The sequence below is a fragment of the Streptomyces sp. NPDC001093 genome (genome assembly GCF_040298985.1).
Taxonomy (GTDB): Bacteria; Actinomycetota; Actinomycetes; order Streptomycetales; family Streptomycetaceae; genus Streptomyces.
Window position 1 is genome coordinate 13,542 of record NZ_JBEPBF010000066.1, and the last position, 26,432, is coordinate 39,973.

Genomic DNA, 26,432 nt, shown 5'->3' on the forward strand with positions numbered 1-26,432 from the left:
TCCGCCCATGGGCGAGCCCCCCGGTCCGCGCCACCGCGCGCCCCGTCCTGCCCTGTCCGATCATGGGACGGGGGTGACCCGATGACCGAAGTGCTGCTCCTTCTGGTGGCCATCCTGCTGTCGATGGCCTGCGGCGCCTTCGTGGCGGCGGAGTTCTCGCTGACCACGGTGTCACGCGGCGAGCTGGAGCGGGCCGCCGAGCGCGGCGAGCGCGGCGCCGCCGGTGCCCTGAAGGCCGTCCGGAACCTGACCTTCCAGCTCTCCGGCGCCCAGCTCGGCATCACCGTCACCAACCTGGTCGTCGGTATGCTCGCCGAGCCCTCCATCGCCAAGCTGCTCGCCGGGCCGTTCCGGGCGATGGGCCTCTCCGCCGGGACGGCGAGTTCGGTCGCCCTGGTGCTCGGCACCGCCCTGTCGACGGTGTTCCTGATGGTCGTCGGCGAGCTGGTGCCGAAGAACTGGGCGATCTCCTCGCCGCTGGCCATGGCCAAGCGGGTCGGCAACCCGCAGCGCTGGTTCAGCGCGACCTTCCGGCCCTTCATCACGCACCTGAACAACACCGCCAACCATGTCGTGCGCCGGTTCGGCATCGAGCCCGCCGAGGAGCTGGCCTCGGCACGCGGTCCGCAGGAGCTGGCGGCGCTCGCCCGGCACTCCGCCAAGGAGGGCGCGCTGGAGCCGGACACCGCCGAGCTGTTCGTACGGACGCTGAACCTGGCCGACCTGACGGCGGTGAACGTGATGACCCCGCGCGTCCAGGTCGTCGCCCTCGACGCGCAGGCGACCTGCGAGGACGTGGCGAACGCGACCCGGGCCACCGGTCTGTCCCGGTTCCCCGTCTACCAGGGCGGCCTGGACTCGGTCGTCGGCGTCGCCCACATCAAGGACATCCTGGCCATGCCGGCCGAGCAGCGCCGCCACCGCCGCGTCTCCCAGGTGATGCGCGAGCCGCTGATGGTCCCCGAGTCCCTGACCGTCGACCGGCTGCTCGACCGGCTGGGCGGCAAGCGCACCATGGCCGTCGTCATCGACGAGTACGGCGGCACGGCCGGCGTGGCGACCCTGGAGGACATCGTCGAGGAGGTCGTCGGCGAGGTGCGGGACGAGCACGACCCGCACGAGACGCCCGACCTCGCCCCCGCCGGGGCGGACGAGCAGGGCCGGGCCCTGTACTCGGCCGACGGCTACGCCCGCACCGACCAGCTCGCGCGCGTGGGGCTGCGGATGCCCGAGGGGCCGTACGAGACGCTGGCCGGCCTGGTCGCGACCCTGCTGGGGCGGATACCGGTGACCGGTGACACGGTCGAGGTCGCGCGCTGGCGGCTGGACGTGGTGGACGCCACGGGCCGCCGGGCGGCGCGGGTGCTGCTGCACGCACCCCTGGACGACGAGCAGGCCCACGAGACCGCGGAGGGGGCGCGATGACCGCCGTACAGCTGCTGATCGGTCTGGCGACCCTCGTCGTCAACGCCTTCTTCGTCGGCGCCGAGTTCGCGCTGATCTCCGTGCGCCGCTCGCAGGTCGAACCGCTGGCCCAGGAGGGCGACCGGCGCGCGAAGAGCGTGCTGTGGGGCCTGGAGCACGTCTCCGCGCTGCTGGCAGCCGCCCAGCTCGGCATCACGTTGTGCACGCTGGTCCTGGGTGTGGTCGCCGAGCCGGCGATCGCGCATCTGCTGGAGCCGGTGTTCCACGCGGTCGGCGTGCCCGTGAGCGCGGGTCACGCGGTGTCCTTCGTGATCGCCCTGACCCTGGCGACCTATCTGCACATGCTGCTGGGCGAGATGGTCCCGAAGAACATCGCGCTGGCCGAACCGGTGCGCAGCGCGCTGCTGCTCGGCCCGCCGCTCGTCACGCTGTCCCGGACGCTGCGTCCGGTGATCTTCACGGTCAACGCCTTCGCGAACGGACTGCTGAAGCTGCTCAGGGTCGAGGCGAAGAACGAGGTCTCGGCCACCTTCACGGACACCGAACTCGCCGAGATCGTCAAGGACGCCAGCCAGGCCGGGCTCATCGACGACCGGGCGCAGGAGCGGCTGCACGACGCCCTGGAGCTGGGCAGCCGGCCCGTGCGCGATGTCGTCGTGCCGCTGAAGCGGGTGGTGTACGCACACATGGGCGTCACCCCGGAGCAGCTGGAACGGCTGTCGGCCGACTCCGGCTTCTCCCGGTTCCCCGTGGTCGACGTGGGACGCCGGATCGTGGGCTATCTGCACGTCAAGGACGCGCTGGACGCCTCGCCGCGGGACGTGCCGTTCCGGCTGCGGGACATGCGGCCCATCGCGCGCGTACGGGAGCGGACCCCGCTGGACGACGTCCTCACCGCGATGCGCGGCAGCCGTACGCACCTAGCTGCGGTGCTCGGCGACGACGGCCGACTGGCCGGACTGGTCACCATGGAGGACGTGCTGCGAGAGCTCTTCGGGCAGCCTGCGTGAGCCTCCGGCGGCTCGGACGGAGCCCGACCGGCCGGGGTGCCGTCGTTCCGGGTCCGGGGTGAGACCTTTGTCCGACCCTGGGCGCGACCGGCCATACCCGGAGGTCTGGTCCGAGCCGGGTGAGGTCCGGTCCGAGCCGGGGTGCGGCCTGGCCGCGCCCCGGGTGGGCCTCGTCCGACCCGGAGTACGGCCTCGTCCGCCCCGGGTGTGGCCTGGTACGACCCGGGGCGGGACTGGTCCGGACACCGGGTGGGCCTGGGTGCTCCTGGTCCGACCTGCGGTGCGCCTGGTCCCGGCCCGTGGTGCGCCTGGTCATCCGGAACCAGGGTGAGGCCGGGCGTTTCCGAGGTGGGCCGGGCGATTCCGGGGGCCGGGCGATTCCGGGGTGAGGCCGGGTTTTTGCGGGGTGAGGCCGGGTTTTTGCGGGGTGACCGACCGGTGGGTATGGAGCCGGGATACCATCGCTCACGCCATGCACACGAATCCCACATCTCCCCCGTACAGCAGCCTGGTCGCGGTCGGCGACTCCTTCACCGAGGGCATGTCGGACGTGCTGCCCGACGGCTCCTACCGGGGCTGGGCCGACCTGCTCGCCGCGCGGATGGCCACCCGCACGCCGGACTTCCGGTACGCCAACCTGGCCGTGCGCGGGAAGCTGATCGGGCAGATCGTCGACGAGCAGGTCGACGTGGCGGCGGCCATGAACGCCGATGTGATCACGCTGGTCGGCGGCCTCAACGACACCCTGCGGCCCAAGTGCGACATGGGCCGGGTCAAGGGCCTGCTGACCGAGGCCGTGGAGCGCCTCGCACCGTCCTGCAGGCAACTCGTACTGATGCGCAGCCCCGGCCGCCAGGGCCCGGTGCTGGAGCGGTTCCGGCCCCGCATGGAGGAGCTGTTCGCGTGCGTGGAGGACCTGGCGGGCAGGCACGGCGCGGTCGTGGTCGACCTGTACGGGGCCCCCGCCCTGGGCGACCCCCGGCTGTGGGACGTGGACCGGCTGCATCTGACGGCGGAGGGGCATCGCCGGGTCGCCGAGGCGGTCTGGCAGACGCTGGGGTACGAGCCGGAGGACACCGAGTGGCACGTGCCGATGCCGGCCACGGAGCCGCCGGGCTGGGTGACGCGCCGGGCGGCGGACGTGCGGTTCGCCCGGGAGCACCTGCTGCCCTGGATAGGCCGCCGCCTGACCGGCCGCTCCTCCGGGGACGGCCGCCCGCCGAAGCGCCCGGAACTGCTGCCGTACGAGGCGCAGGCGTAGCCTCTCCGTCATGACCACGCGGGTGATCAACATCCGGGGCCGGATCCACGAGCTCGGCCCTCGGCTGGAACACGCGCCCGCCGACGTGGTCTACGTCGGCCGCCGCTGGACGCTGGGAGGCTGGGACCTCCCCCGGCACCCCCTGTACAACCCGTTCGCGTACGACACCCCGAAGAAGAAGCGGGACGGCACCCGCGCCGAGGTCATGGCCATGTACCGGGCCCATCTGCTGGAGCGGCCGGAGCTGCTCGAACTGGTCGACGAGCTGCGGGGAAAGACGCTGGCGTGCTGGTGCGCGCCGCAGCTGTGCCACGCGGACGTGCTGGCCGAACTGGCCGACGCCGACAGGCCGCCGGAGCCGGCCGAGCCTACGGACGCCGCCCAGTGACGCGGCTCTCGTAGCTTCCGCCGAACAGGGCTGTGGCGCTGGCCTGCACAAACCGCCAGTAGAATCTGGTCACGTGACTTCTGCCGCGCCCGCCAAGCCCCGCATCCCGAACGTCCTCGCCGGACGCTACGCCTCCGCCGAGCTCGCCACGCTCTGGTCCCCCGAGCAGAAGGTAAAGCTGGAGCGGCAGCTCTGGCTCGCCGTGCTGCGGGCCCAGAAGGACCTCGGCATCGAGGTGCCGGACGAGGCGATCGCCGACTACGAGCGTGTCCTCGACACCGTCGACCTGGCCTCGATCGCCGAGCGCGAGAAGGTCACCCGGCACGATGTGAAGGCGCGGATCGAGGAGTTCAACGACCTCGCCGGACACGAGCACGTGCACAAGGGCATGACCTCCCGCGACCTCACCGAGAACGTCGAGCAGCTGCAGATCCGGCTCTCGCTGGAGCTGATGCGCGACCGTACGGTGGCCGTGCTGGCCCGTCTCGGCAAGCTGGCCGGCGAGTACGCCGAGCTGGTCATGGCCGGCCGCTCGCACAACGTGGCCGCGCAGGCCACGACGCTGGGCAAGCGTTTCGCAACGGCCGCCGACGAGCTGCTCGTGGCCTACGGCAGGGTCGAGGAGCTCCTCGCCCGCTACCCGCTGCGCGGCATCAAGGGCCCGGTCGGCACCGCGCAGGACATGCTGGACCTGCTCGGCGGCGACGCGGCCAAGCTGGCCGAGCTGGAGACCCGGATCGCGCGGCACCTGGGCTTCTCGCAGGCGTTCACCTCGGTCGGCCAGGTCTACCCGCGCTCGCTGGACTACGAGGTCGTCACCGCCTTGGTGCAGCTGGCGGCGGCGCCGTCCTCGCTGGCCAAGACGATCCGGCTGATGGCCGGGCACGAGCTGGTCACCGAGGGCTTCAAGCCGGGACAGGTCGGCTCCTCCGCGATGCCGCACAAGATGAACACCCGCTCCTGTGAGCGCGTCAACGGCCTCATGGTCATCCTGCGCGGCTACGCCTCGATGACCGGCGAGCTGGCGGGCGACCAGTGGAACGAGGGCGACGTCTCCTGCTCGGTGGTGCGCCGGGTGGCCCTGCCGGACGCCTTCTTCGCGCTGGACGGCCTGCTGGAGACCTTCCTGACCGTGCTGGACGAGTTCGGTGCCTTCCCGGCGGTCATCGCCCGCGAACTGGACCGCTATCTGCCGTTCCTGGCCACCACCAAGGTGCTCATGGGCGCGGTGCGGGCCGGGGTCGGCCGTGAGGTCGGGCACGAGGCGATCAAGGAGAACGCCGTCGCCACCGCGCTCGCGATGCGTGAGCAGGGCGCCGAGCGCAACGACCTGCTCGACAAGCTCGCCGCCGACGACCGCCTGCCGCTCGACCGCGACCAGCTGGCCGCCCTGATGGCCGACAAGCTGTCCTTCACCGGCGCCGCCGCCGACCAGGTCGGCGCGGTCGTCGGCCGGATCGAGGAGATCGTCAAGCAGCACCCGGAGGCGGCCGGATACACCCCCGGAGCGATCCTCTGACCCGCTCACCCCGCTCTCCCCGCTCGCCCCGCTTCACCAGGGCGGAACTGGAGGCCGCCCGCGACCGTCTCGTACCGGACGTCGTCGCGGACGGCCTCCGGGTGCTCTTCTGCGGCATCAACCCGGGGCTCATGACGGCGGCGACCGGTCACCACTTCGCCCGTCCCGGCAACCGATTCTGGCCGGTCCTGCACCTGTCCGGCTTCACCCCGCGCCTGCTGAAGCCGGCCGAACAGCAGGAGCTGCCGGTGTACGGGCTGGGCATCACGAACGTCGTGGCGCGGGCGACCGCGCGGGCCGACGAGCTGTCCGCCGAGGAGTACGTCGAGGGCGGGCGGCTGCTGACCGAGAAGGTGATGCGGCTGAGGCCGCAGTGGCTGGCCGTGGTCGGGGTGACCGCGTACCGGGCCGCCTTCGGCGACCGCACCGCGCAGGTGGGACCACAGGAGCGGACCATCGGGGACAGCCGGGTGTGGGTGCTGCCCAATCCCAGCGGGCTGAACGCGCACTGGACGGCGGCGACCATGGCGGAGGAGTTCGCCCGGCTGCGGGTCGCGACGCGGGCCTAGGCGGTCACGGCGGGTCGACCTCGGTCACTATGCCGAGGAGCCGGAACGGAAGCTCCTTGTACCCGTGGGACACACCGAGGGCGAACCACCTGTCGCGCACGGGTGCCTTCCACAGGTGGACGTCCGGTACGTGCTCGCTCAGTCCGGCCCAGGGCTCCTCGATGGTCTCGCCGTCCATCGTCCGCACGAAGACGCTGCGCAGGCTGATGTGCTGCGGTAGGCCCCACCGGCTGGTGAGCCGCTCCGTGAGGCCGTCCCGGTCGGCCTCGTACTGTGCCGCCGTCTCCTCCCATTCCGTGCCGTCGTCCTCCCAGAAGTCACCGCTGGTGTGTAAGGCGGCTATGTGGAATCCGGGCCCGCTCTCGCCGTGTTCCGTCCTGCTGTGCTCCGCGGGGAACTCCCGGGCGCACAACAGGTCGATGACGGTCAGGCAGTTCGCGATGTCCATGTGATCCAGTAAAGCGGGCACCACTGACAATTGGCGGGTTGTCAGGCACCCCTGCGGTCCAGGCGTCCACGCGCCCGCGAGCAGCCGAGGGGCCGTCCCAGGCGCTGTGCAGGGTGACTTGGCCGGCCCGGTCGTACAGGAAGTCGGCGATGCCGGCGGACAGGTCGCCGATGGCGAAGACCACGGTCGGCAGGAACGGGATCAGCACGGACAGGGTCGCGACACCGCTGCGCGGTACGGCAGCGAGTCCGGCGGCGAACAGCGCCATCAGCGTCAGGACAAGTGCGCAGCCGACGGCGCCGCGCGGGCCTTCGCTCCAGGCCGGGCCGGAGGTGCCGAGGACCGAAGGCACGGCTGCTGCTCAGCCGGCGAGGCGGGGCCGGGCATCTCCGAGGCGCCGTAGGCGAATTGGCGCGACCGGTGGCGCACGGTGGCCGAGCCGCCGAAGATCGTCGTCGTCACGACCTTCGAGGACGACGAGTACGAGTACGAGGCCCTCCGCGCGGGCGCCCACGGCTTCCTGCTGAAGCGCGCCCGTCCGGCCGAGATCGTGCACGCGGTACGGCCGGTCGCGGAGGGCGGGTCGCTGCTGTTCCCGGCCTCCGTACGAGGCTTCGCCGCCCGGTGCGGCGACGGCGACCGGCCGGCAGGTGCCGCACTGGAGCGGGCCCGGCTGACGGAGCGGGAGGCGGAGGTGCTGCGGCTCATCGCGCGCGGGCTGTCGGACGCGGAGATCGCCGCTCCGCTGGTCGTGGGCACGTAGACGGTCAAGTCGCATGTGAGCGCCGTGCTGGCCGAGCTCGGCGCGCGCGACCGCACCCAGGCGGTGATCGCGGCGTACGAGCCGGGGTTCGTCGAGCCGGGGTGAGCCCGGCCGGCCGTGCGGAAGCCGGCACTCGCCGGGGCGCGCCGGGCCGAGTACGATCCGCCCAACACGCCCGCGAGCTGGAAGGACGGACGGTGGGGCAGCTGACCGGCGGCGATCCCTCGCTGCTGCGAAGGATCAATTCCGCGGTGGTGCTGCACGCGCTGCGTGCCACGGACTGCGCGACGCTCACCGAGATCACCCGGGTCACCGGACTGTCCCGGCCGACCGTCGAGGGTGTGGTCGAAGGGCTCATCGAGGGCGGGCTGGTCGTGGAGACCGCGGCCGACGAGGGCACCGCGCGCCGTCAGGGACGGCCCGCGCGGCGGTTCCGGTTCCGGGCCGAGGCCGGACATCTGCTGGGCCTGGAGGTCGGACCGCACCGGGTCGCCGCGCTGCTGTCCGACCTGGACGGGCGGGTGCTGGGCGCGCAGGCCAAGGAGGTCGACGCGACGGCACCGGCGGACGAGCGGCTCGACCGGCTGCGCGGCGCGGTCGCCGAGCTGCTGCGCCGGTCCGGGGTCGCGCGCAGCTCGCTGCGGGCCGTGGGCGTGGGCACGCCGGGGATCGTGGAGGCCGACGGTACGGTCCGGCTGAGCACGGCTCTGCCGCAGTGGACCGGCCTGAACCTGGGTGAGCGGCTCAGCCGCTCCTTCAGGTGCCCGGTGCTGGTGGAGAACGACGCCAACGCGGCGGCCGTCGCCGAGCACTGGAAGGGCGCGGCCACCGAGTCGGACGACGTGGTGTTCGTGCTGGCCGGGCTGAGCCCGGGCGCGGGCTCGCTGATCGGCGGGCGGCTGCACCGTGGCTACGGCGGGGCGGCCGGGGAGATCGGCGCGCTGCATCTGCTGGGCCGGGAGGCGACTCCGGAGGCGCTGCTGTCCACCACCGACGAGCCGCTGCATCCGTTGGACGAGCAGGCGGTCGCCGGGGTGTTCACGCTGGCCCGGAAGGGCGACCAGCGCGCGCGGGCGGCCGTGGAGCGGTTCATCCAGCGGCTTGTGCACGACGTGGCCGCGCTGGTGCTGGCGCTGGATCCCGAGCTGGTGGTGATCGGCGGGTGGGCGGCCGGTCTCGACGGCGTCCTGGAACCGCTGCGCCGCGAGCTGGCCCGCTACTGCCTGCGGCCGCCTCAGGTGGCGCTGTCCCTGCTGGGCGAGGCGGCCGTGGCCACGGGGGCGCTGCGCCTGGCTCTGGACCACGTCGAGGAGCAGTTGTTCGCGGTGGACGGCTCAGCGACTCGGCGCTGAGCCTTCGCCGTACCTGGTTGCGGTCGTCTCGCGGCTGCGGCGCCGTCGCGGCCGGTCGCGCGGTTCCCCGCGCCCCTCGGGGGCCCTGAGGTCAGGAAGCCTGGCGCTCCGGGTCGTGGTGTATCTCCACGTCCGGGGAGTCGCCGAAGGTCAGCCGGCAGGTGTCGGCGCGGTAGGTGGCGACGGACAGGGCGGCGGTGCGGCCCGCGGCGAAGAAGCGGGTGGTGACCACGAGGACCGGGGAGCCGGGCAGCCGGTCGAGGTCCTTGGCGTCGTCGGCGCGGGCGGAGCCCAGCTCGACGGCGCGGTCCTGGCCCTCGAGCGTCAGGTGCTGCAGCTCGCGCAGCACCGCACGCGCGCGTGGCGGGCCGGACGGGGCGTCGATCGCGGAGAGCTCGGGGACGGAGGCCGCCGGGATGTAGAGGAGTTCGGTGGCGACCCGCTGGCCGTGGGACATCCGGGAGCGGCGCACGGTGTGCACGGGCTCGTCCGCGCCGGTCTCCAGGGCCGTGGCCACGGCGGCGGGCGGCACCGCCTGGTCGCAGTCGACGGGCTGCCAGGCGTCCGAGGCGGCGCCCGGCCAGACCTGCTGCTCGGTGCCGACGGCCACGCCCACGCGCGGAGGCGCGACGGTCGTACCGACGCCGCGGCGGCGCTGCAGCCGGCCCTCCAGCTCGAGCTGTTCGAGGGCCTGGCGGAGCGTGGCGCGGGCCACGCCGAAGCGTGCGGCGAGGTCGCGCTCGTTGGGCAGGATCTCGCCGACCGAGAACTCCGAGTCCAGTGCCTCGCTGAGCACGGTCTTGAGATGCCAGTACTTCGGTTCCGGCACCGATTCCAGCTGCGTGGTCCCCACCCTGTCCTCCGCAAGAGCCGTGGTCCGGCGGTTTTTGGCGCCCTTGTTTATTAAAGGTTGTTGCACTTCTCTGCGACCATAAGGCGGCCTTCATCCTTGGTCAAGACCAATCCTCGATCCCCTGGGCAACGCACGGCCGGCCTGCCGCGGATCGTTCACAAGGCGTTCGTGCACCGTGGTGTGTGTGACATCGCGGCAAAGCCCCCGTCGCAGGACGGGGGCTCGCAGGCCTCGTGTGGTTCGGCGGCGGTGGCTCAGCGGTCGGCGAGGTGCCGCAGCTTGTCCGGGTTGCGGACGATGTACACGGCCGTGACGCGGCCCTCGGCGACGTCCACCTGGACCAGGCTCTCGGGCTTGCCGTCGGACAGGACCAGCAGCGCCGGGCCGCCGTTGGCCTCCAGGAAGCGGTGGGACAGGGCAGCCGCGGACTGCTGGGCGACGGCGACGAGGAACCGGCCGACCTTGTCGGCGGTGTGCAGGACCCGCAGTGGCGCCTTGGCCTTGCCGCCGCTGTCGCCGACCAGGCGGACGTCCGGAGCGAGCAGGGACATGAGCCCGTCCAGGTCGCCGTCGGCCGCGGCGGCGAGGAAACGTTCGGTCAGCTCGCGTCGCCGGCCGGGGTCGACGTCGTAGCGCGGTCGCCGTTCGTCGACGTGCCGGCGTGCCCGCCCGGCCAGTTGGCGTACCGCCGCCTCGCCGCGGTCGAGCAGGGCGGCGATCTCGGCGTACGGGTAGCCGAAGGCCTCCCTGAGCACGAAGACGGCCCGCTCCAGCGGCGACAGCGACTCCAGGACGACCAGCAGGGCGAGCGAGACGCTGTCGGCGAGCACGGCATGCTCCGCCGCGTCCGGGGCCGTGTCGGCGAACTCGGTGAGATACGGCTCCGGCAGCCACGGCCCGACGTACGCCTCGCCGCGCGTCCGCACCTGGCGCAGCCGGTCGATGGCCAGTCGGGTGGTGATGCGCACCAGGTAGGCGCGCGGTTCGCGGATCTCCGCGTGGTCGGCGCGGGACCAGCGCAGCCAGGCGTCCTGCACCACGTCCTCGGCGTCGGCCACGCGGCCGAGCATGCGATAGGCGACGCCCATGAGCAGCGGGCGGTGCTCTTCGAAGACATCGGTCGCGGTCTCGGCGGTCACCGCTCCATCCCATCCGACACGCGCCGGGGCTGTCCACCCGGAATCGGCCCGTCCGGCGCCGCTTCGGATCACAATGACCGCGGACCGCCGGAAGTCGGCGGCCGGCAACGGGAGGTGGCCGATGCGATACGCGGTGCTCGGCACGGGTGAGGTGGGCCGCACGCTGGGCGGCAGACTGGTGGAGCTGGGGCACGAGGTGACCCTGGGATCACGCGTCAAGGACAACCCGGTCGCGCTGGAGTGGGCCACGGCCTCCGCGGAGCGTGCCCGCGCGGGCACGTTCGCGGAGGCGGCCGCCTCGGCCGAGGTGGTCATCAACGCGGTGGGCGGCCGGGTCGCGCTCGACGCCCTGCGGGCGGTCGGCGCGGAGCACCTCGACGGCAAGGTCGTGGTGGACGTCTCCAATCCGCTGGCCTTCGAGGACGGTCAACCGCGGCTGGACCCGGTGGAGTCGGACAGCGTGGGCGAGCAGATCCAGCGTGCCTTTCCGCACGCGCGCGTGGTGAAGACGCTGAACACGGTGAACTGTCAGGTGATGGTGGATCCGGGCCGGGTGCCGGGGGCGCACCACCTGTTCGTGTGCGGTGAGGAGGCCGGGGCCAAGGAGCAGGTGACGGCGCTGCTCGGGGAGTTCGGCTGGCCGGCCGAGCGGGTGCTGGACCTGGGCGGGATCCGGGCCGCGCGGGCGACGGAGATGTATCTGCCGCTGTGGCTCACCATGATGCGGCAGTTGGGGACCGCGGACTTCAACATCGAGGTGCGCCGGGCGGATTGACCACCGCCGGAGCGCGGGACGTACTCCCACCCGGGGGCTACCGGCCGGTAGCAATTGCTGACAAACTGTCTACGGCGTCCGTCAGCACCCAGACGAGGAGCACCCCATGTCCGCCACCGTCGCCTTCAAGGTCCCCACTCCGCACGGCCCGAAGGACGTGACCGTGTCCTACGCGCGCGTGGGACGCGGCGAGCCGCTGGTGCTGCTGCACGGCATCGGCCATCACCGGCAGGCCTGGGACCCGGTGGCGGACATCCTCGCCACCGAGCGCGACGTGATCGCCGTCGACCTGCCGGGCTTCGGCGCGTCCCCGGGCCTGCCGGACGGCCTCGCCTACGACCTGCCCACCACCAACTCCGTACTCGGCGCCCTGTTCGAGGCGCTGGAGCTGGACCGGCCGCACATCGCGGGCAATTCGCTGGGCGGCCTGCTCGCCCTGGAGCTCGGCCGGGAGAAGCTCGCACGGTCCGTCACCGCCCTCTCCCCGGCCGGGTTCTGGACCGAGGCCGAGCGCCGGTACGCCTTCGCGGTACTGCTCGCGATGCGGGGCATCGCCCAGCGGCTCCCGCTGCCGCTGGTGGAGCAGTTGTCGCGCACCGCGGCCGGCCGTACCGCGCTGACGAGCACCATCTACGCACGACCCGCGCGCCGCGCCCCGCAGGCCGTCGTCGCCGAGACACTCGCGCTGGCGGGCGCCACCGGGTTCGGCGCGACGCTGCGGGCGGGCAGCACCGTCCGGTTCACCGACGGCCTGCCGGGTCTGCCGGTCACGGTGGCCTGGGGTACCCGGGACCGGCTCCTCGTACGCCGTCAGGGCGTGCGTGCCAAGCAGCTCATCCCGCACGCCCGGCTGGTGCGGCTGCCCGGCTGCGGCCACTGCCCGATGAACGACGACCCGGCCCTGGTCGCACGGGTCATCCTGGACGGCAGCCGCTGAACGGGCGACCGGCGGCCACTTGCCGCGGCGACTCCGTGGCGGGCAGGCGGGACCGTGCTCGCTGAAGAGGGCCGGTTCCGGCCGACGGTGGGGCGGCCCCGGTGCGGTACCGGCCCGTGGCGCCCGTGAGGTACCCGCACTGTGCCACCGACCATGACCGCCGGTGCCGAGCCGTCCCGAAGTGGCCGGGCCCGGCCTGCGCGGGCGAGCCGTGTGCGTGTACGGGCGCCACGCCGGCCGGAACATTCCCCGCCTGCCGGGCCCGGGGAGCGTCGGCACCGGCTCCTGACACGCACAGGCACACGCACGCGCGCGTAGGTGCGGGCATCGCGCGTAGGTGCGGGAATGCGGAGCCGCCGTCGGCGGGGTGTACAGGCCCTTCCCGCGGACGGTCCGTCCCATCCCCCGGGCCGCCCCGGCGACTACACCCCGGGCGCGTTGTTCACCTCGGGTTTCCGCGTGCGCCGCAGCGTCCCAGTAGGTGTGGCTCTGCACACTGGCCGGATCCCGCTCCTGGAGGCGCAGCCATGTCAGACCGTCCGATCCCCGGCCGCCGCAGCGTTCTGCGCGGCGGCCTCGCCGCGTCGGCGGCCCTCACCCTGCCCGTGGGCCTCGGCGCGGCCCCGGCGTTCGCCCGCTCCGGGCGCCCCCAGGCGAGCTGGGGCGTGCAGGCGGGCGATGTGACCACCGACTCCGGCCTGGTGTGGGTCCGTTCGGACCGGGCGGCCCGGATGATCGTGGAGACCTCGGCCACCGAGTCGTTCCGCAACCCGCACAGATGGCACGGTCCGCTGCTGGGCTCGGGCACGGACTTCACCGGCACCACCCGGCTGCACGGCCTGCCGTCGGGCGAGCAGATCCACTACCGCGTGCTGCTCGCCGACCCGGACGACCCGAGCCGCACGAGCGAGCCGGTCACCGGCACCTTCCGTACCGCGCCCGCCCGGCGCCGCCAGGGCGTGCGGTTCGTCTGGTCCGGCGATCTGGCCGGGCAGGGCTGGGGCATCAACGAGTCCATCGGCGGTTACCGCATCTTCGACGCGATGGCGAAGGTCGACCCCGACTTCTTCCTGTGCAGCGGCGACAACATCTACGCCGACGGCCCCATCGCGGCGACCGCGACCCTGCCCGACGGCAGCGTCTACCGGAACGTCACCACCGAGGAGAAGTCGCACGTCGCGACCACCCTGGACGACTACCGGGGCAACTTCCGCTACAACCTGCTGGACTCGGCGCTGCGCCGGTTCAACGCCCAGGTGCCGAACATCATCCAGTGGGACGACCACGAGGTCCGCAACAACTGGTACCCGGGCGAGGTCATCGGTACCGGCACCCCCTACCCGGTCGGCACCAGGCTCGACGACCTGGCGCTGCGCTCCCGGCAGGCGTTCTCCGAGTACTTCCCGATCTCGACCATCAGCGAACGCCCGGACGGCCGGATCTACCGGGTCGTCCACCACGGTCCGCTGCTCGACGTGTTCGTGCTCGACATGCGCACCTACCGCGACGCGAACTCCCCCGACAACCAGACCACGGACCCGGTGGGCATCCTCGGCCGCGAGCAGCTGGAGTGGCTCAAGCGGGAGCTCGCCAGGTCCCGGGCGGTGTGGAAGGTGATCGCCAACGACATGCCGCTCGGGCTGGTCGTCCCCGACCCCGTCGAGGGCAAGCCGAACTTCGAGGCCGTCGCGCAGGGCGACCCGGGCGCTCCGCTCGGCCGCGAGCTGCAGATCGCCGAGCTGCTGCGGTTCATCAAGCACCAGCGGATCACCGGCACGGTGTGGCTGACGGCCGACGTGCACCACACCTCGGCCCAGCACTACGACCCGTCGCGGGCCGCGTTCAAGGACTTCGAGCCGTTCTGGGAGTTCGTCTCCGGCCCGCTCAACGCCGGCGCGTTCCCGGCCAACGCCTTGGACGGCACGTTCGGCCCGGACCGGGTGTTCGTGAAGGCGCCCACCGCCTCCAACGTGTCGCCTGCGCAGGGCTACCAGTTCTTCGGCGAGGTCGACATCGACGGCGACAGCGGTGAACTGACGGTCCGGCTGCGCGAGTACGACGGCACCGTGCTGTTCACGCAGACACTCCAGCCGGGCCGGGTCGGCCAGTAGGCACCGACCGGCCCGCCGGTCCCGTACCCTTCGTCCGTGCCGCGCCCCGGCGTCATCCCACGGAGCGCGGCACGGTCAACTCCTCTGGAGCGCTGTCGTTTTCACAGGTCAGGCCGATTGTCAGTGGTCGCCTCTACGGTTTTCGTATGACGCGAGCACTGGATGACGACAACGCCACGATCTGGGGCCGAGCGGCGCGGAGCCGACAGACCGTAGAAAACGCAATAAAACGGACGGAGCATGCTTTACCCATCGGTCACAATCAGTTCGTGATCACGCAACACCGTTCCTTCACAGTGGCTGCATGACTCCAGACATGTCTGATGTGACCCGGACGAAGCACGGACGCCCCGTGCACCACTGGCGGCGGGACGTCGTCGAGCTCGCCGCGCTGTTCACGGCCGTCGCCGTGGCCGACGCCGTGGCGAACCTGGTCGGGCACGGCCCCGACGGCCCGGCCCTGCTGGTGATCTCGGCGCTCGTGCTGGCCGCGACGGCCGGCTTCCACACCTGGTGGGCACGGCGCCACGGACACGCACCGCCGGCCGGTGATACCGGCGCCCGGCCGGCCGCCGAGACGCGGCCGGCCGGGCCCTCCGGGCAGCCGGGCGACGACACCGACGCCGTGGCCCGCACCGGTGCGCTCTGGCGGATGCGGACCACCGTGAAGGACGAGCCGGGCTCGCTGGCAGCGCTGTGCACGGCACTGGCCGAGCGGCACATCGACATCCTGAGCCTCCAGACGCACCCGCTCGCCGACGGCACGGTGGACGAGTTCCTGCTGCGGGCTCCGGGCGCCATGGACGCGGCCGAGATCACCCGGGCGGTCTCACGGGCCGGCGGTGAGTCGACCTGGATCGAACGGGCCGACGCCCACGACCTGGTCGACGCCCCCACCCGAGTGCTCGGGCTGGCCGCGCGCACCGCACTGGACGCCGCCGAACTGCCGCTGGCGCTGCGCTCGTTGCTGGGCCGGTGCACGATCCGCTCACTGCCCGGGACACCGATCGGCGGGGGCCGGGGGCCCGAGCCGGTGCCGGCCGAGGGCGTGCTGGAGGACACCGTGATGCGGCTGCCGGCGCCGGAGGGCGGGGTGCTCACCGTGGAGCGGCCGTATCTGCCGTTCACGCCCACCGAGTTCGCCCGGGCCCGGGCGCTGGTGGACCTCGACAACCGGCTCGGTCCGCGGATCCCGCGCGGCAAGGACGTGCTGACGCTGCCCGAGGGCAGCGACATCACCGTACGCCGGGCGGACACCGGAGACGTGGCCGCGGCGAAGGCGATGCACGAAAGGTGCTCGCCGCGTACCCTCGGCATGCGCTATCACGGCCCGGTCGGGGACGCGGACCGCTATCTGAACCACCTGCTCAGCCCCCGTTTCGGCCGGACGCTGGCCGCGCAGACCACCTCCGGTCGCATCGTCGGCCTCGGGCATCTGCTGTGGGACGGCGACGAGACGGAGATCGCGCTGCTGATCGAGGACGACTGGCAGCAGCGCGGCGTCGGCGGTGAACTGCTCGGCCGGCTGGTGGCGATGGCTGTGGAGGCCGGCTGCGAGAGCGTGTACGCCGTGACGCAGGCGTCCAACACCGGCATGGTCGCCGCGATGCGCGGCCTCGGCCTGCCCCTGGACTACCAGATCGAGGAGGGCACGCTCGTCATCACCGCCCGCCTGGACGCCACACCGGTCTCCTCCCGAGCTCCGCACACCACCGGCCTCCGCCACCTCGGCGACCCGGCCCACCGCGACTGACACCCCACCCGGCCACAGCCAACCTTCCTCAGCGCCCGGGCCCGGCACGGGAAACCGGTCCGGGACCGGGGGGCGCGGGGCAGGGCCGACGGGGCGGGGCGAGGCGGGCTGGCAGCCCGGGCGGAATCCGGCAGCTTGAGCCGAAGCCGACAGCCCGGACCGAGGCCGACAGCCTGGGCCGGGGACGGGCAGCCCAGGGCGAGGCCAACAACTCGGGGCGGGAATCGGCAGCTTGAGCCCAAGCCGCAAGCCCGGGCTAAGGCCGACAGCACGGCCGCGGCCGGGGCCGATGGTCGGGGCGGGGCCGACGATCGGCGCCGGACTCAGGGCCGGGGCGGAGCCGGCAGCATGAGCCGAAGCCGCAAGCCCGAGCTAAGGCCGACAACCGGCCGGGTCGGGGCCCGGGCCGATGGTCAGGGCCGGGGCCGACAGCCGGGCCGGGATCGCGGCTGGGTCCGGGATCTGCGGGCCGGGGCGGGATCTGCATCCACGGCCTGACCCGACGGCCGAGGCCGGACTCAGGTCCGAGACCGACCATGGCCAGACTCACGGCCGGACCCGGGATCCGCTGCCCCCGGCAGGATCTGCATCCACGGCCTGAGCCGACGGCCGAGGCCGGACTCAGGTCCGAAGCCGACCATGGCCAGACTCACGGCCGGACCCGGGATCCGCTGCCCCGGGGCAGGATCTGCATCCGCGGCCTGAGCCGACGGCCGAGGCCGGGATCTGCGGCCGGATCCGGGGCGCCCTCTTATGCCGGCTGCGTCATGAAGCTGCCGCAGCGGCGCCCAGCCGCAACGGCGGTGTCCGGCGGTGCCCCACTCACCCCACGCACCCCCGCTCACCCCAACTCAACCGCGCCCCCACCGGCCGCCGCCGCTCAGCGCACCGCCTCCCGCAGCGGCAGCGGGGTTCGGACGGGCTCGCCCAATGCCTGGTCGAGGTCGGACCAGAGATCGTCCACGTCCTCCAGCCCCACCGACAAGCGCAGCAGCCGGTCGCTCACCCCCGCACCTCGCCGGTCGTCGGCGTCGACGATGCGGTGGCTGATGGAAGCGGGGTGCTGGATGAGCGTGTCGACGCTGCCGAGGCTCACCGCCGGGGTGACGAGCCGGACCCGGGAGATGACCTCGTGCGGATCACCGTCGACCTCGAAGGCGATCATGGCACCGCCGATGCGCGGATAGTGGACGCGAGCCACGCGCGGGTCGGCCGCGAGCCGGCCGGCCAGTTCGGCGGCGTTGGCGGACGCGGCCCGCACCCGGACCGGGAGCGTGGACAGTCCCCTCAGCAGCAGATAGCCGGCCAGCGGATGCAGGACGCCACCCGTGGCGAACCGTATCTGCCGTAGCCGCCCGGCGAACTCCTCGTCGCAGGCGACCACTCCGGCCAGCACATCGCCGTGACCGCCGAGGTACTTGGTGGCGCTGTGCAGCACCAGGCGGGCGCCGTGCTCGGCCGGGCGTTGCAGCACGGGCGTGGCGAAGGTGTTGTCGGCGAGCAGCGGGACCGAACCGCAGGCGTGCGCGACGGCCCGCAGGTCGACCTCGGCGAGGGTCGGGTTGGCCGGGGACTCCACCATCACCAGGCCGGTGTCCGGGCGCAGCGCGTCGGCGATGCCGGCCGGATCGGTCCAGGTGACCTCGGTGCCGAGCAGTCCCGCGGTCAGCAGATGGTCGCTGCAGCCGTACAGGGGCCGTACCGCCACCACATGGCGGAGGCCCATCGCCGAACGAGCCAGCAGGACCGCGCTGAGCGCCGCCATCCCGCTGGCGAAGGCGACCGCGGACTCGGTGCCCTCCAGGCGGGCCAGGGCGGTCTCGAAGCGGGCGACGGTCGGGTTGCCCAGACGGCCGTAGACGGGCGGTCCGACCGGGTCGGCGCCGTCGGTGGCGAAGGCGTCGATGCGGGCGGCCTCACCGCGGCTGTCGTACGAGGGGTAGGTGGTCGACAGGTCGATCGGCGGGGCGTGCAGGCCCTGGCGGGCGAGATCGTCGCGGCCGGCGTGCACGGCTTCCGTGGCCAGGGCTCTCGTTGCGGTGCGTACGCCGTCGTAGGCACCGGTGCTCGCTGTGTCCATGCGCGGAAGGGTGAACAGTGAACGGTTCACCGGATTCGAACACCGTGCTACGTTCGGCCCATGGCCGAATCTGTCGTACTGGATCCGGTGGATCTCCATCTGCTGCGACTGCTGCAGAACGACGCCCGGACCACCTACCGTGATCTGGCCACGCAGGTGGGCGTGGCGCCGTCGACCTGCCTTGACCGGGTGACCCGGCTGCGCCGCTCCGGCGTGATCCTGGGCCACCAGCTGCGACTGGATCCGGCCAAGCTGGGGCGCGGGCTCCAGGCGCTGCTGTCGGTGCAGGTACGGCCGCACCGCAGGGAGCTGGTCGGACCGTTCGTGGAGCGGATCCGGGCACTGCCCGAGACGCGGACGGTGTTCCATCTGACCGGCCCGGACGACTACCTGGTGCATGTGGCCGTCGCGGACATGGCCGATCTGCAGCGGCTGGTGCTCGACGAGTTCACCGCGCGGCGCGAGGTGGCCCGGGTGGAGACCCGGTTGATCTTCCAGCAGTGGGAGTGCGGGCCACTGCTGCCACCCGGCCACGCCCAGAGCTGAATCCCGCCATACGTGGGTGACGGCGTGATCCTTCTCGTACGAGGATGGGCCCATGTCTGAGACCAAGAGCCCGCTGCCCCGCCAGGTGGCAGACGCGTACGTGGACGACCTCATCGCCCTCGACCCGGTCACCGGTACCTACCTCGGTGTGAAGGAGAGTTCGAGCCGGCTGCCCGACTACTCGCCCGCGGGCCAGGCGGCCCTCGCGGAGCTGGCGCGGACCACGCTGGCGAAGCTGGACGAGGCCGAGCGGCAGCCGGGGGCGGACAGTGACGCGGAACGGCGCTGCGGGCGGCTGCTGCGGGAGCGGCTGACCGCGGAGCTCGCCGTGCACGAGGCCGACGAGCACCTGCGCGCGGTCGGCAACATGGCCACGCCGGGCCACTCGGTACGGGACATCTTCACGGTCACGCCGTCCCAGACGGACGAGGACTGGGCGGCGATCGCCGAGCGGCTGCGCGCGGTGCCGGGAGCGCTGGCGGGCTACCGCGAGTCGCTGCAACTCGGCCTGGACCGCAAGCTGTTCGCGGCGCCGCGGCCGACGGCGACGTACATCGAGCAGCTCACCGAGTGGACGGACACGGACGGCAAGGGCCGCGGCTGGTACGAGGACTTCGCCGCCGCCGGGCCCCAGGCGCTGCGCGCGGAGCTGGACGAGGCGGCCCGCGCGGCGACCGGTGCCCTGGTGGAGCTGCGGGACTGGCTGCGGGACGTGTACGCGCCGGCGATCGAGGGCGCCCCGAACACGGTGGGCCGCGAGCGGTACGCGCGCTGGTCCCGCTACTTCAACGGCACCGACCTCGACCTGGACGAGGCGTACGCGTACGGCTGGGCGGAGTTCCACCGGATCCTCGGCGAGATGAAGCTGGAGGCGGAGAAGATCCTGCCCGGCGCCGAGACCCCGTGGGTGGCGCTCGCGTACCTCGACGAGCACGGCCGGCACATCGAGGGCGTGGAGGAGGTCCGGGAGTGGCTGCAGGGTCTGATGGACAAGGCCATCGAGGACCTGGACGGCACACACTTCGAACTCGCCGAACGGGTGCGGAAGGTGGAGTCGCGTATCGCCCCGCCCGGCGGTGCGGCGGCCCCCTACTACACGGCACCGTCGGAGGACTTCTCCCGCCCCGGCCGCACCTGGCTGCCCACCATGGGCCAGACCCGCTTCCCGGTCTACGACCTGGTCTCGACCTGGTACCACGAGGGCGTGCCCGGGCATCACCTCCAGCTCGCGCAGTGGGCGCACGTGGCCGGGAACCTCTCCCGCTACCAGGCGACGATCGGCGGGGTCAGCGCCAACGCCGAGGGCTGGGCGCTGTACGCGGAGCGGCTGATGGACGAACTGGGCTACCTCACGAACCCCGAGGAGCGGCTCGGCTATCTGGACGCGCAGATGATGCGGGCGGCGCGGGTGATCGTGGACATCGGCATGCACCTGGAGCTGGAGATTCCCGCCGACTCGCCGTTCCACCCCGGTGAGCGGTGGACGCCGGAGCTGGCGCAGGAGTTCTTCGGTTCGCACAGCAGCCGGCCGGCGGACTTCGTGGAGAGCGAGCTGACCCGGTATCTGACGATTCCGGGTCAGGCGATCGGCTACAAGCTCGGTGAGCGGGCCTGGCTGCTGGGCCGGGAGAAGGCGCGCGAGCGGCACGGCGAGGCGTTCGACCTGAAGGCCTGGCACATGGCGGCGCTGTCGCAGGGTTCGCTGGGCCTGGACGACCTGGTGGACGAGCTGGCCCGGCTCTGACCGCCGGCGTCAGCGCCGGAATCCGCCTTCCGAGTTGATGACCTCCCCGGTGATCCAGTCGGCCTCGTCGGTGGCCAGCCACGCGATGAGGCGGGCCGGGTCGTCGGGGAGGCCCCAGCGTCCGCCGGGAAAGCGGGCGGCGACGGCGGCATGGGCCTCGCCGGTGGCGTAACCGGTGTCCACCGGGCCGGGGTTGACGGCGTTCACCGTGATGCCGTGCTCGGCCAGCGGGCCGGCCAGGGAGCGGGTGATCGAGGCGAGGGCGCCCTTCTGGAGGGCGTAGGCGATCTCGCCCGGCATGCCGCCGCCGAGGTCCTGTCCGGAGGTCATCAACACCACCCGCCCGCCGGGAGTGCCCTCGGGCAGCAGGGCGCGCGAGCGGGCGTAGGCCTGGACGAGCAGCAGGACCGAGCGGGTGTCGACGGCCCAGTGCGCGTCGAGCATCGCCGTGTCGATCTCGTCCAGGGTGCCGTCCGAGCCGCTGAGGGCGTGGTTGGCGACGAGGATGTCCAGCCGGCCGAACTCACCGACGACCGAGTCGATCAGCCGCGCCGGCTGCGCCGGGTCGGCGAGGTCGCCGGGTCCGGAGACGACGCGGGCCCCTGCATCTCCCAGCACGGCACGCACGGAGCCGACGACGGCCTCGGGGCTGTCGGCACCCCACGGCATGGCGGCGTCGTGCGGCACATGGTGATGCAGATACACACTCGCCCCGTACGCCGCCAACCGCCGCGCCACCGCATGCCCGATCCCGGCCCGCCGACTCGCCCCCGTGACAAGGGCGGTACGACCGCACAGGGGCAATGGGTCGCGCCGCAGGACTTCCGGGGCGGGGAGCTCGTTCGCGGGCATGGCGGATCACCTTAGGGGGCGAGGGAGCTCGGCGCGAGCGAATTCGTGCGGGTCGATCGCGTCACGAGCGGGTCCGGGCGCGTCGCGATGGGGGGACGGGGCAAGCCGGTCCGGAGCGGGGCGCGGAGCGAGGGCGCCGGGTGCGGGCCGGCACGTGCCGGGCGCGTTGCGAGCGGGGCGAGGGCGTTGCGAGGGGAGGGCACGGGCGTTGAGAGGGGGGCATTGCGAGCGGGGGCGCGCGGGGCGAAGGCATTGATGAGCAGGGGCTGGGCGACCGGATCCGAGGCTGTTCCGGGGCCGACGGCGCGGGGGGCCGGGTCCAGGCGCGTCCGCGCTCTCGGTGACAGCCGATCCTGACGCGAGCGATTGCGGCGCCGCCGAGCCGACTCGGCCCACGACCGCACGCGCACCCCGCCCGGGCCGGCGGTCCGGGGCCGCAGGCAGTGCCGTAGCGGCCCGGGGTCGTAGTCGTCACGGCCCGTCCCGTCGGACCGTCGGTCGCTCGGCCGTCCGGCCGTCCCCGGTGGCGTGAGTGGTGCGGGGGCCGAAGCTGGTGCCGGAGGCGGCGCGGAGGAGGTGGGACGGGATGCGGCAGAAGGGGCAGCGGGCGCTGGAGGCGCCGCGGGCCGCCGGGCTGGCGGGTGTCGCGTTCGCGCTGCTGATCAGCGCGGCGATCGTCCTGATCCGGCTGGGCATTCCCGAAGGGGCCAACGCGGTCACCGCGCGGGGATTCACGGACCCCGCGCGCCGTGACGCGGTCCGTTCGGCCCTCGCGCTCGTGCCGTTCGCCGGGATCTTCTTCCTGTGGTTCATGGGCGCCGTACGGGCGCACCTCGGTGCGGGCGAGGACAAGTTCCTCGCCACGGTCCTCCTCGGCAGCGGACTCGTCTTCACCGCCACACTGTTCGGCGCCGCGGCCGCCGCGAGCGCCGTCCTCGCGGTCGCCCACCCCACCGGGCCGGCGCCGGCGCCGGCCTCCTGGGACTTCGGCCGTCATGTCGCGTACACGCTGATGACGGAGTACGCCATGCGGATGGCGGCCGTCTTCGTCTCCTCCCTGTCGGTGATCGGCCACCGCCTGGGCGTCCTGCCGCGCCCGCTGACGATCCTGGGCCTCCTGACCGCCCTCGTCCTGCTCTTCGTCGCGTCCAACGTGCCCTGGGCGGAACTCGTCTTCCCCGCCTGGTCGCTGCTGATCAGCGGGTACATCCTCGTGGCGAGCGGGCGCGCCCGCCCCCGTACCGCGGTGGACGCGTGACGGACGGAGTGCGCCGGCACCCGTGACGCGGAGGGGTCCATGGGGAAGGGTCCATGAGCTCGAATGGGCATGCCCGACGGGCGAGGCGGCCGTACCGCCCTCATGCTGACAAACGGGACATGACCGCCGTCCGGGGATGCCGCGCGACTCGGCCGGCGCCACCGGACCTGGCCATCGGGAAGGCGGAGCGCCGATGCGGCTCGTCGTCGATCTCAACAAATGTCAGGGCTACGCCCAGTGCGCGTTCCTCGCGCCCGACGTCTTCGCCATGCACGGCGACGAGGCGCTGATCTACAACCCGCACGCCCCCGAGGAACAGCGGGAACGGCTGGCGCGCGCCGTCGCCGCCTGCCCGGTGCAGGCCATCACCGCGGACGGGCTGGAGGACAAGGGAGACACGGGAGGCACCGGAGACAAGAGAGACACGGGAGGCGTTAAGGAGGCGTCGGATGGTCACTGACTACGTCGGCCGGCTCAGGCGCGAAGGCCGGATCGTGATCGTCGGCGCCTCGCTGGCCGGCCTGCGGGCCGCCGAGACCCTGCGCGCCGAGGGCTTCGCCGGCGAGCTGACCCTGGTCGGTGACGAGCCGTACGAGCCGTACGACCGGCCCCCGCTGTCCAAGTCGGTCCTGCTGGGGATGGCGTCCCCGCACCACACCGAGCTGCCGCACCGCCGGGAGATCGACGCCAAGTGGCGGCTCGGTGTCCCGGCGACCGGTCTGGACATGACGGCCAAGCGGGTCCGGCTGGCCGACGGGGACGAGGTGGAGTACGACCGGCTGCTCATCGCGACCGGCGTGCGGGCCCGGCCCTGGCCGAAGGAGGAGGAAGCCCGGCTGGACGGCGTCTGCCTGCTGCGGACCCGGGACGACGCGGCCGATCTGTACCGGCGGCTGAAGGCCGGGCCGCGCCGGGTGTTCGTGATCGGCGCCGGATTCGCCGGTTCGGAGATCGCCTCTGCCTGCCGGGAGATGGGCATCCCCGTCACCGTGGCGGAACGGGCGGGCGCGCCGCTGGTGGGCGCGCTCGGCGGCGTCATCGGCGCCGTCGCCGCCGACCTGCAGACCGAGAACGGCGTGGACCTGCGCACGCGTGTCACGGTGACCTCGCTGGAGGGCGACTCGGTGGGCAGGGTGCGGGCGGTCCACCTGTCCGACGAGAGCGTCGTCGAGGCGGACGTGGTCGTGGTCTCGCTGGGCTCGCTGCGCAACACCGACTGGCTGGCCGGGTCGGGGCTGGGCGCCGGGCCCCGCGGCATCGCCTGTGACGCGGGCTGCCGCGCCTTCGACTTCCGGGGCATCGTCACCGACGACGTCTTCGTGGCGGGTGACGTCGCGCGCTCCCCGCACGCGCTGTTCGGCTACCAGTTCCTCTCGCTGGAGCACTGGGGCAATGCCGTCGCGCAGGCGGAGACGGCCGCGCACAACATGATCTGCCCCGGCGCCGACCGGCGGCCGCACCTGTGGATGCCCGCCTTCTGGTCGTCGATGTTCGGCGTGAACATCAAGTCGGTGGGCGTGCCGCCCATGGGCGAGCAGCTCATGATCACGCAGGGTTCGCCCGCCGAGCGCCGGTTCGTCGGCGTGTACGGCTACCAGGGCCGCGTCATCGCCGCCGTGACCTTCGACAACACCCGGTGGCTGGAGTTCTACGCACGGCAGATCGAGCGGGGCGCGCCGTTCCCGGTGGACTACCCGACGATGGACCGCCGTCCCGAGGGCAGGCAGCCGGTGGCGGCCGACTTCCCCGACCCGTCGCTGCCCACCCACGGCCCCACCGTGACCCTCAGCGGCTACTCACCGGCCGACCAGCAGCTGGTCTTCCACCCCGCCCGGCACTGACCGCCGCCCGACGCCGACGTTCCAAGGACTTGTCATGACGCAGGCCTCGCTGTTCCGCCAGATCACCGACTTCGCCAACCGCGCCAACCCGTACCCGCTGTACGAGGAGCTGCGCAAGACCCCGGTCCTGCACGAGGAGGAGGGCGGCCCGTACGTCTTCAGCTCGTACTACGACATCGAGGCCCTGCTGCACGATCCCCGGGTCAGCTCCGACTCCGCCAACCTCGCAGCCGCCGGGGAGGACCCGCTGGCCCAGTCGGAGGAGACGGGGGGACTGCCGCCGTCCTTCCTGCGGCTCGACCCGCCGGAGCACGACCGGCTGCGGCGCATCGCCAATAGTGCCTTCGGGCCGCCGCACCGGCCGCGCCGGGTCGAGAACATGCGGGGCGACATGGCGGCCGTCGTCGCCGGGCTCATCGACGGCTTCGGAGACGCGCGGCAGATCGACCTGGTCGACCAGTTCGCCTATCCCTTCCCGGTGACGGTGATCTGCCGGCTGCTCGGGGTGCCCCGGGAGGACGAGCCCCGGTTCCGCGCCTGGGTGGACCCGCTGGTCGCCAGCCTGGACCCGGAGGCCCGCGAGAACCCCGACCCCGAGTTCGTGAAGCGGGCGCAGGAAGCGCGGATGCAGCTCGGGATGTACCTGGCCGGGCTGGTCGAGCAGCGCACCAGGGAACCCCAGGACGACCTGCTGTCCGACCTGGTCAGCGGCCAGGGTCCGGACGGTGCCATGACGATGATGGAGGTGCTCAGCACCGCGGTGCTGCTGCTGATCGCCGGTCACGAGACGACCGTCAACCTGATCACGAACGGCATGCTCACCCTGCTGCGCCACCCGGACGTCCTCCAGCGCCTGCGCCAGGACCCGGCGCTGTCGGTGCGGATCGTGGAGGAGCTGCTGCGCTACGAGCCACCGGTACAGATCGTGCCGCAGCGCACCAACATCACCGACATCGAGGTGCGCGGGGTCACCGTCCCCAAGGGCTCGCGGATCTGGCTGGTGCTGGCCGCCGGCAACCGCGACCCCGAGCGGTTCAAGGACCCCGATCGGTTCGACCCGGACCGCGGGGACATCCAGCATCTCGGTTTCGGCAGCGGCATCCACAGCTGCTTCGGCGCTCCGCTGGCCCGGCTCGAGACCCAGATCGCCCTGGCCGAACTGGCCCGGCGCCTGGAGAATCCCCGGCTGGTCGAGGACCCGCCGCCGTACCGGCAGAACGCGGTGCTGCGCGGCCCCCGGCATCTGAACATCGCCTTCGACGGCCTGCGTTGACCTCCGTCAGTGCGCGACACGTCTGAGCTGGACCAGCCCGACCCAGGTCTCCGGTCCCGGCTGCACGTACGCGGAACGCACGGCGTACGTGCCCGCCTCCAGCGGCACCCGGAGGTGTTCGCTACGGCCGGCCCTGTCGCCCGGCCAGGCCGAGTCGAACAGCAGCACCGGACCGGGCACCCGCCAGCGCACCTCGCTCCCCCACACCGCCGCGTCCAGGGCGGCGGGCACCCCGGCGAGGAGTTCCGCCTCGGAGTCGGCGGCGGACCACCGTACGAAGGTGTCGTGGTCCGGCAGGTACGAGGTGGAGGCGGGTTCGTCGCCGAACACCAGGGCCGCGCTGTCGCCGACCGGCAGCAGACCGATGGGCCCGTCGACCTCGCACGCCCGGTCGTAGTCGGTGTCGAGTTCCTCGCTGTCGGCGCCGGCCCAGAACGGCAGCACCGTCTCCGGGACGGCTATCAGCGGGCCGCCGCCCGATTCCACCCACTCCAGCGCGCCTGGATCCGCGTATCGAGCCATGGGCAGAGAACCT

23 protein-coding genes and 1 pseudogene are annotated in these 26,432 nt (G+C 72.9%); 18 read left to right on the top strand and 6 right to left on the bottom strand.

The window, feature by feature from the left end:
• The first annotated feature begins 81 nt into the window (after positions 1-81).
• The 6 genes from ABT288_RS28335 (at position 82) to mug (ending at position 6,172) form a co-directional block, all read left to right on the top strand.
• A complete protein-coding gene (locus ABT288_RS28335; protein ID WP_351613367.1) occupies positions 82-1,425 on the top strand; it encodes a hemolysin family protein in 1,344 nt (447 codons plus the stop codon).
• Positions 1,422-2,435, top strand: a complete 1,014-nt coding sequence (locus ABT288_RS28340) for a hemolysin family protein (protein ID WP_351613370.1) — start codon at positions 1,422-1,424, stop codon at positions 2,433-2,435. Before ABT288_RS28335 ends, ABT288_RS28340 begins: the two co-directional genes overlap by 4 nt.
• Before the next feature lie 472 nt (positions 2,436-2,907).
• A complete protein-coding gene (locus ABT288_RS28345; RefSeq protein WP_351613373.1) occupies positions 2,908-3,696 on the top strand; it encodes an SGNH/GDSL hydrolase family protein in 789 nt (262 codons plus the stop codon).
• Positions 3,697-3,706: 10 nt separating this feature from the next.
• On the top strand, positions 3,707-4,084 hold the full coding sequence (locus tag ABT288_RS28350) for a DUF4326 domain-containing protein (protein WP_351613376.1): 378 nt from the start codon (positions 3,707-3,709) through the stop codon (positions 4,082-4,084).
• A 73-nt stretch (positions 4,085-4,157) separates the two neighbouring features.
• A complete protein-coding gene (gene purB / locus ABT288_RS28355; protein ID WP_351613378.1) occupies positions 4,158-5,603 on the top strand; it encodes an adenylosuccinate lyase in 1,446 nt (481 codons plus the stop codon).
• A gap of 47 nt (positions 5,604-5,650) precedes the next feature.
• Entirely contained in the window at positions 5,651-6,172 is a 522-nt protein-coding gene (gene mug / locus ABT288_RS28360; RefSeq protein ID WP_351613456.1) for a G/U mismatch-specific DNA glycosylase, read from the top strand.
• A 4-nt stretch (positions 6,173-6,176) separates the two neighbouring features.
• Here the strand turns inward: mug and ABT288_RS28365 are convergent, their stop codons facing one another.
• Entirely contained in the window at positions 6,177-6,620 is a 444-nt protein-coding gene (locus ABT288_RS28365) for a hypothetical protein (protein ID WP_351613380.1), read from the bottom strand.
• 424 nt (positions 6,621-7,044) lie between these two features.
• Here ABT288_RS28365 and ABT288_RS28375 point away from each other — a divergent pair.
• Together ABT288_RS28375 and ABT288_RS28380 are read left to right on the top strand one after the other, a co-directional pair.
• Positions 7,045-7,488: pseudogene (locus ABT288_RS28375) on the top strand (response regulator transcription factor); the annotation flags it as partial.
• Between the two features lie 92 nt (positions 7,489-7,580).
• On the top strand, positions 7,581-8,735 hold the full coding sequence (locus ABT288_RS28380) for an ROK family transcriptional regulator (RefSeq protein WP_351613383.1): 1,155 nt from the start codon (positions 7,581-7,583) through the stop codon (positions 8,733-8,735).
• Positions 8,736-8,826: 91 nt separating this feature from the next.
• Here ABT288_RS28380 and ABT288_RS28385 read toward each other — a convergent pair whose 3' ends face one another.
• Complete coding sequence (locus tag ABT288_RS28385) at positions 8,827-9,588, bottom strand: GntR family transcriptional regulator (RefSeq protein WP_351613386.1); 762 nt, start codon at positions 9,586-9,588, stop codon at positions 8,827-8,829.
• Between the two features lie 254 nt (positions 9,589-9,842).
• Positions 9,843-10,727, bottom strand: a complete 885-nt coding sequence (locus ABT288_RS28390) for an RNA polymerase sigma-70 factor (protein ID WP_351613389.1) — start codon at positions 10,725-10,727, stop codon at positions 9,843-9,845.
• A gap of 121 nt (positions 10,728-10,848) precedes the next feature.
• Here ABT288_RS28390 and ABT288_RS28395 point away from each other — a divergent pair, with 121 nt between their 5' ends.
• From ABT288_RS28395 to ABT288_RS28410, 4 genes are all read left to right on the top strand, one after another.
• The gene (locus ABT288_RS28395; protein WP_351613392.1) at positions 10,849-11,502 is read left to right on the top strand and encodes an NADPH-dependent F420 reductase; all 654 of its coding nucleotides are present in this window, start codon (positions 10,849-10,851) and stop codon (positions 11,500-11,502) included.
• A 106-nt stretch (positions 11,503-11,608) separates the two neighbouring features.
• A complete protein-coding gene (locus tag ABT288_RS28400; protein WP_351613395.1) occupies positions 11,609-12,439 on the top strand; it encodes an alpha/beta fold hydrolase in 831 nt (276 codons plus the stop codon).
• Between the two features lie 527 nt (positions 12,440-12,966).
• Positions 12,967-14,550, top strand: coding sequence for an alkaline phosphatase D family protein (locus ABT288_RS28405; RefSeq protein ID WP_351613397.1), 1,584 nt, complete (start codon positions 12,967-12,969; stop codon positions 14,548-14,550).
• A 316-nt stretch (positions 14,551-14,866) separates the two neighbouring features.
• The gene (locus ABT288_RS28410; RefSeq protein ID WP_351613400.1) at positions 14,867-16,303 is read left to right on the top strand and encodes a GNAT family N-acetyltransferase; all 1,437 of its coding nucleotides are present in this window, start codon (positions 14,867-14,869) and stop codon (positions 16,301-16,303) included.
• Between the two features lie 880 nt (positions 16,304-17,183).
• On the opposite strand, the gene ABT288_RS28415 is transcribed toward ABT288_RS28410, so the two are convergent.
• On the bottom strand, positions 17,184-18,383 hold the full coding sequence (locus ABT288_RS28415; protein WP_351613403.1) for a trans-sulfuration enzyme family protein: 1,200 nt from the start codon (positions 18,381-18,383) through the stop codon (positions 17,184-17,186).
• Between the two features lie 60 nt (positions 18,384-18,443).
• Between ABT288_RS28415 and ABT288_RS28420 the strand changes: the two genes are divergently transcribed.
• Both ABT288_RS28420 and ABT288_RS28425 read left to right on the top strand, forming a co-directional pair.
• Complete coding sequence (locus ABT288_RS28420) at positions 18,444-18,929, top strand: Lrp/AsnC family transcriptional regulator (protein ID WP_351613406.1); 486 nt, start codon at positions 18,444-18,446, stop codon at positions 18,927-18,929.
• 52 nt (positions 18,930-18,981) lie between these two features.
• Complete coding sequence (locus tag ABT288_RS28425) at positions 18,982-20,673, top strand: DUF885 domain-containing protein (protein ID WP_351613408.1); 1,692 nt, start codon at positions 18,982-18,984, stop codon at positions 20,671-20,673.
• A 9-nt stretch (positions 20,674-20,682) separates the two neighbouring features.
• On the opposite strand, the gene ABT288_RS28430 is transcribed toward ABT288_RS28425, so the two are convergent.
• A complete protein-coding gene (locus ABT288_RS28430; RefSeq protein WP_351613410.1) occupies positions 20,683-21,525 on the bottom strand; it encodes an SDR family oxidoreductase in 843 nt (280 codons plus the stop codon).
• 586 nt (positions 21,526-22,111) lie between these two features.
• On the opposite strand from ABT288_RS28430, the gene ABT288_RS28435 reads away from it, so the two are divergent.
• The 4 genes from ABT288_RS28435 to ABT288_RS28450 all read left to right on the top strand — a co-directional run bounded on the left by ABT288_RS28435 (position 22,112) and on the right by ABT288_RS28450 (position 25,897).
• Entirely contained in the window at positions 22,112-22,783 is a 672-nt protein-coding gene (locus tag ABT288_RS28435; RefSeq protein ID WP_351613411.1) for a hypothetical protein, read from the top strand.
• A 193-nt stretch (positions 22,784-22,976) separates the two neighbouring features.
• On the top strand, positions 22,977-23,243 hold the full coding sequence (locus ABT288_RS28440) for a ferredoxin (protein WP_351613413.1): 267 nt from the start codon (positions 22,977-22,979) through the stop codon (positions 23,241-23,243).
• Complete coding sequence (locus ABT288_RS28445) at positions 23,233-24,624, top strand: NAD(P)/FAD-dependent oxidoreductase (protein WP_351613415.1); 1,392 nt, start codon at positions 23,233-23,235, stop codon at positions 24,622-24,624. The genes ABT288_RS28440 and ABT288_RS28445 overlap by 11 nt, the downstream gene beginning before the upstream one ends.
• A gap of 34 nt (positions 24,625-24,658) precedes the next feature.
• On the top strand, positions 24,659-25,897 hold the full coding sequence (locus ABT288_RS28450; protein WP_351613418.1) for a cytochrome P450: 1,239 nt from the start codon (positions 24,659-24,661) through the stop codon (positions 25,895-25,897).
• Between the two features lie 6 nt (positions 25,898-25,903).
• On the opposite strand, the gene ABT288_RS28455 is transcribed toward ABT288_RS28450, so the two are convergent.
• The gene (locus ABT288_RS28455) at positions 25,904-26,419 is read right to left on the bottom strand and encodes an immunity 21 family protein (RefSeq protein WP_351613421.1); all 516 of its coding nucleotides are present in this window, start codon (positions 26,417-26,419) and stop codon (positions 25,904-25,906) included.
• Positions 26,420-26,432: the final 13 nt, after the last annotated feature.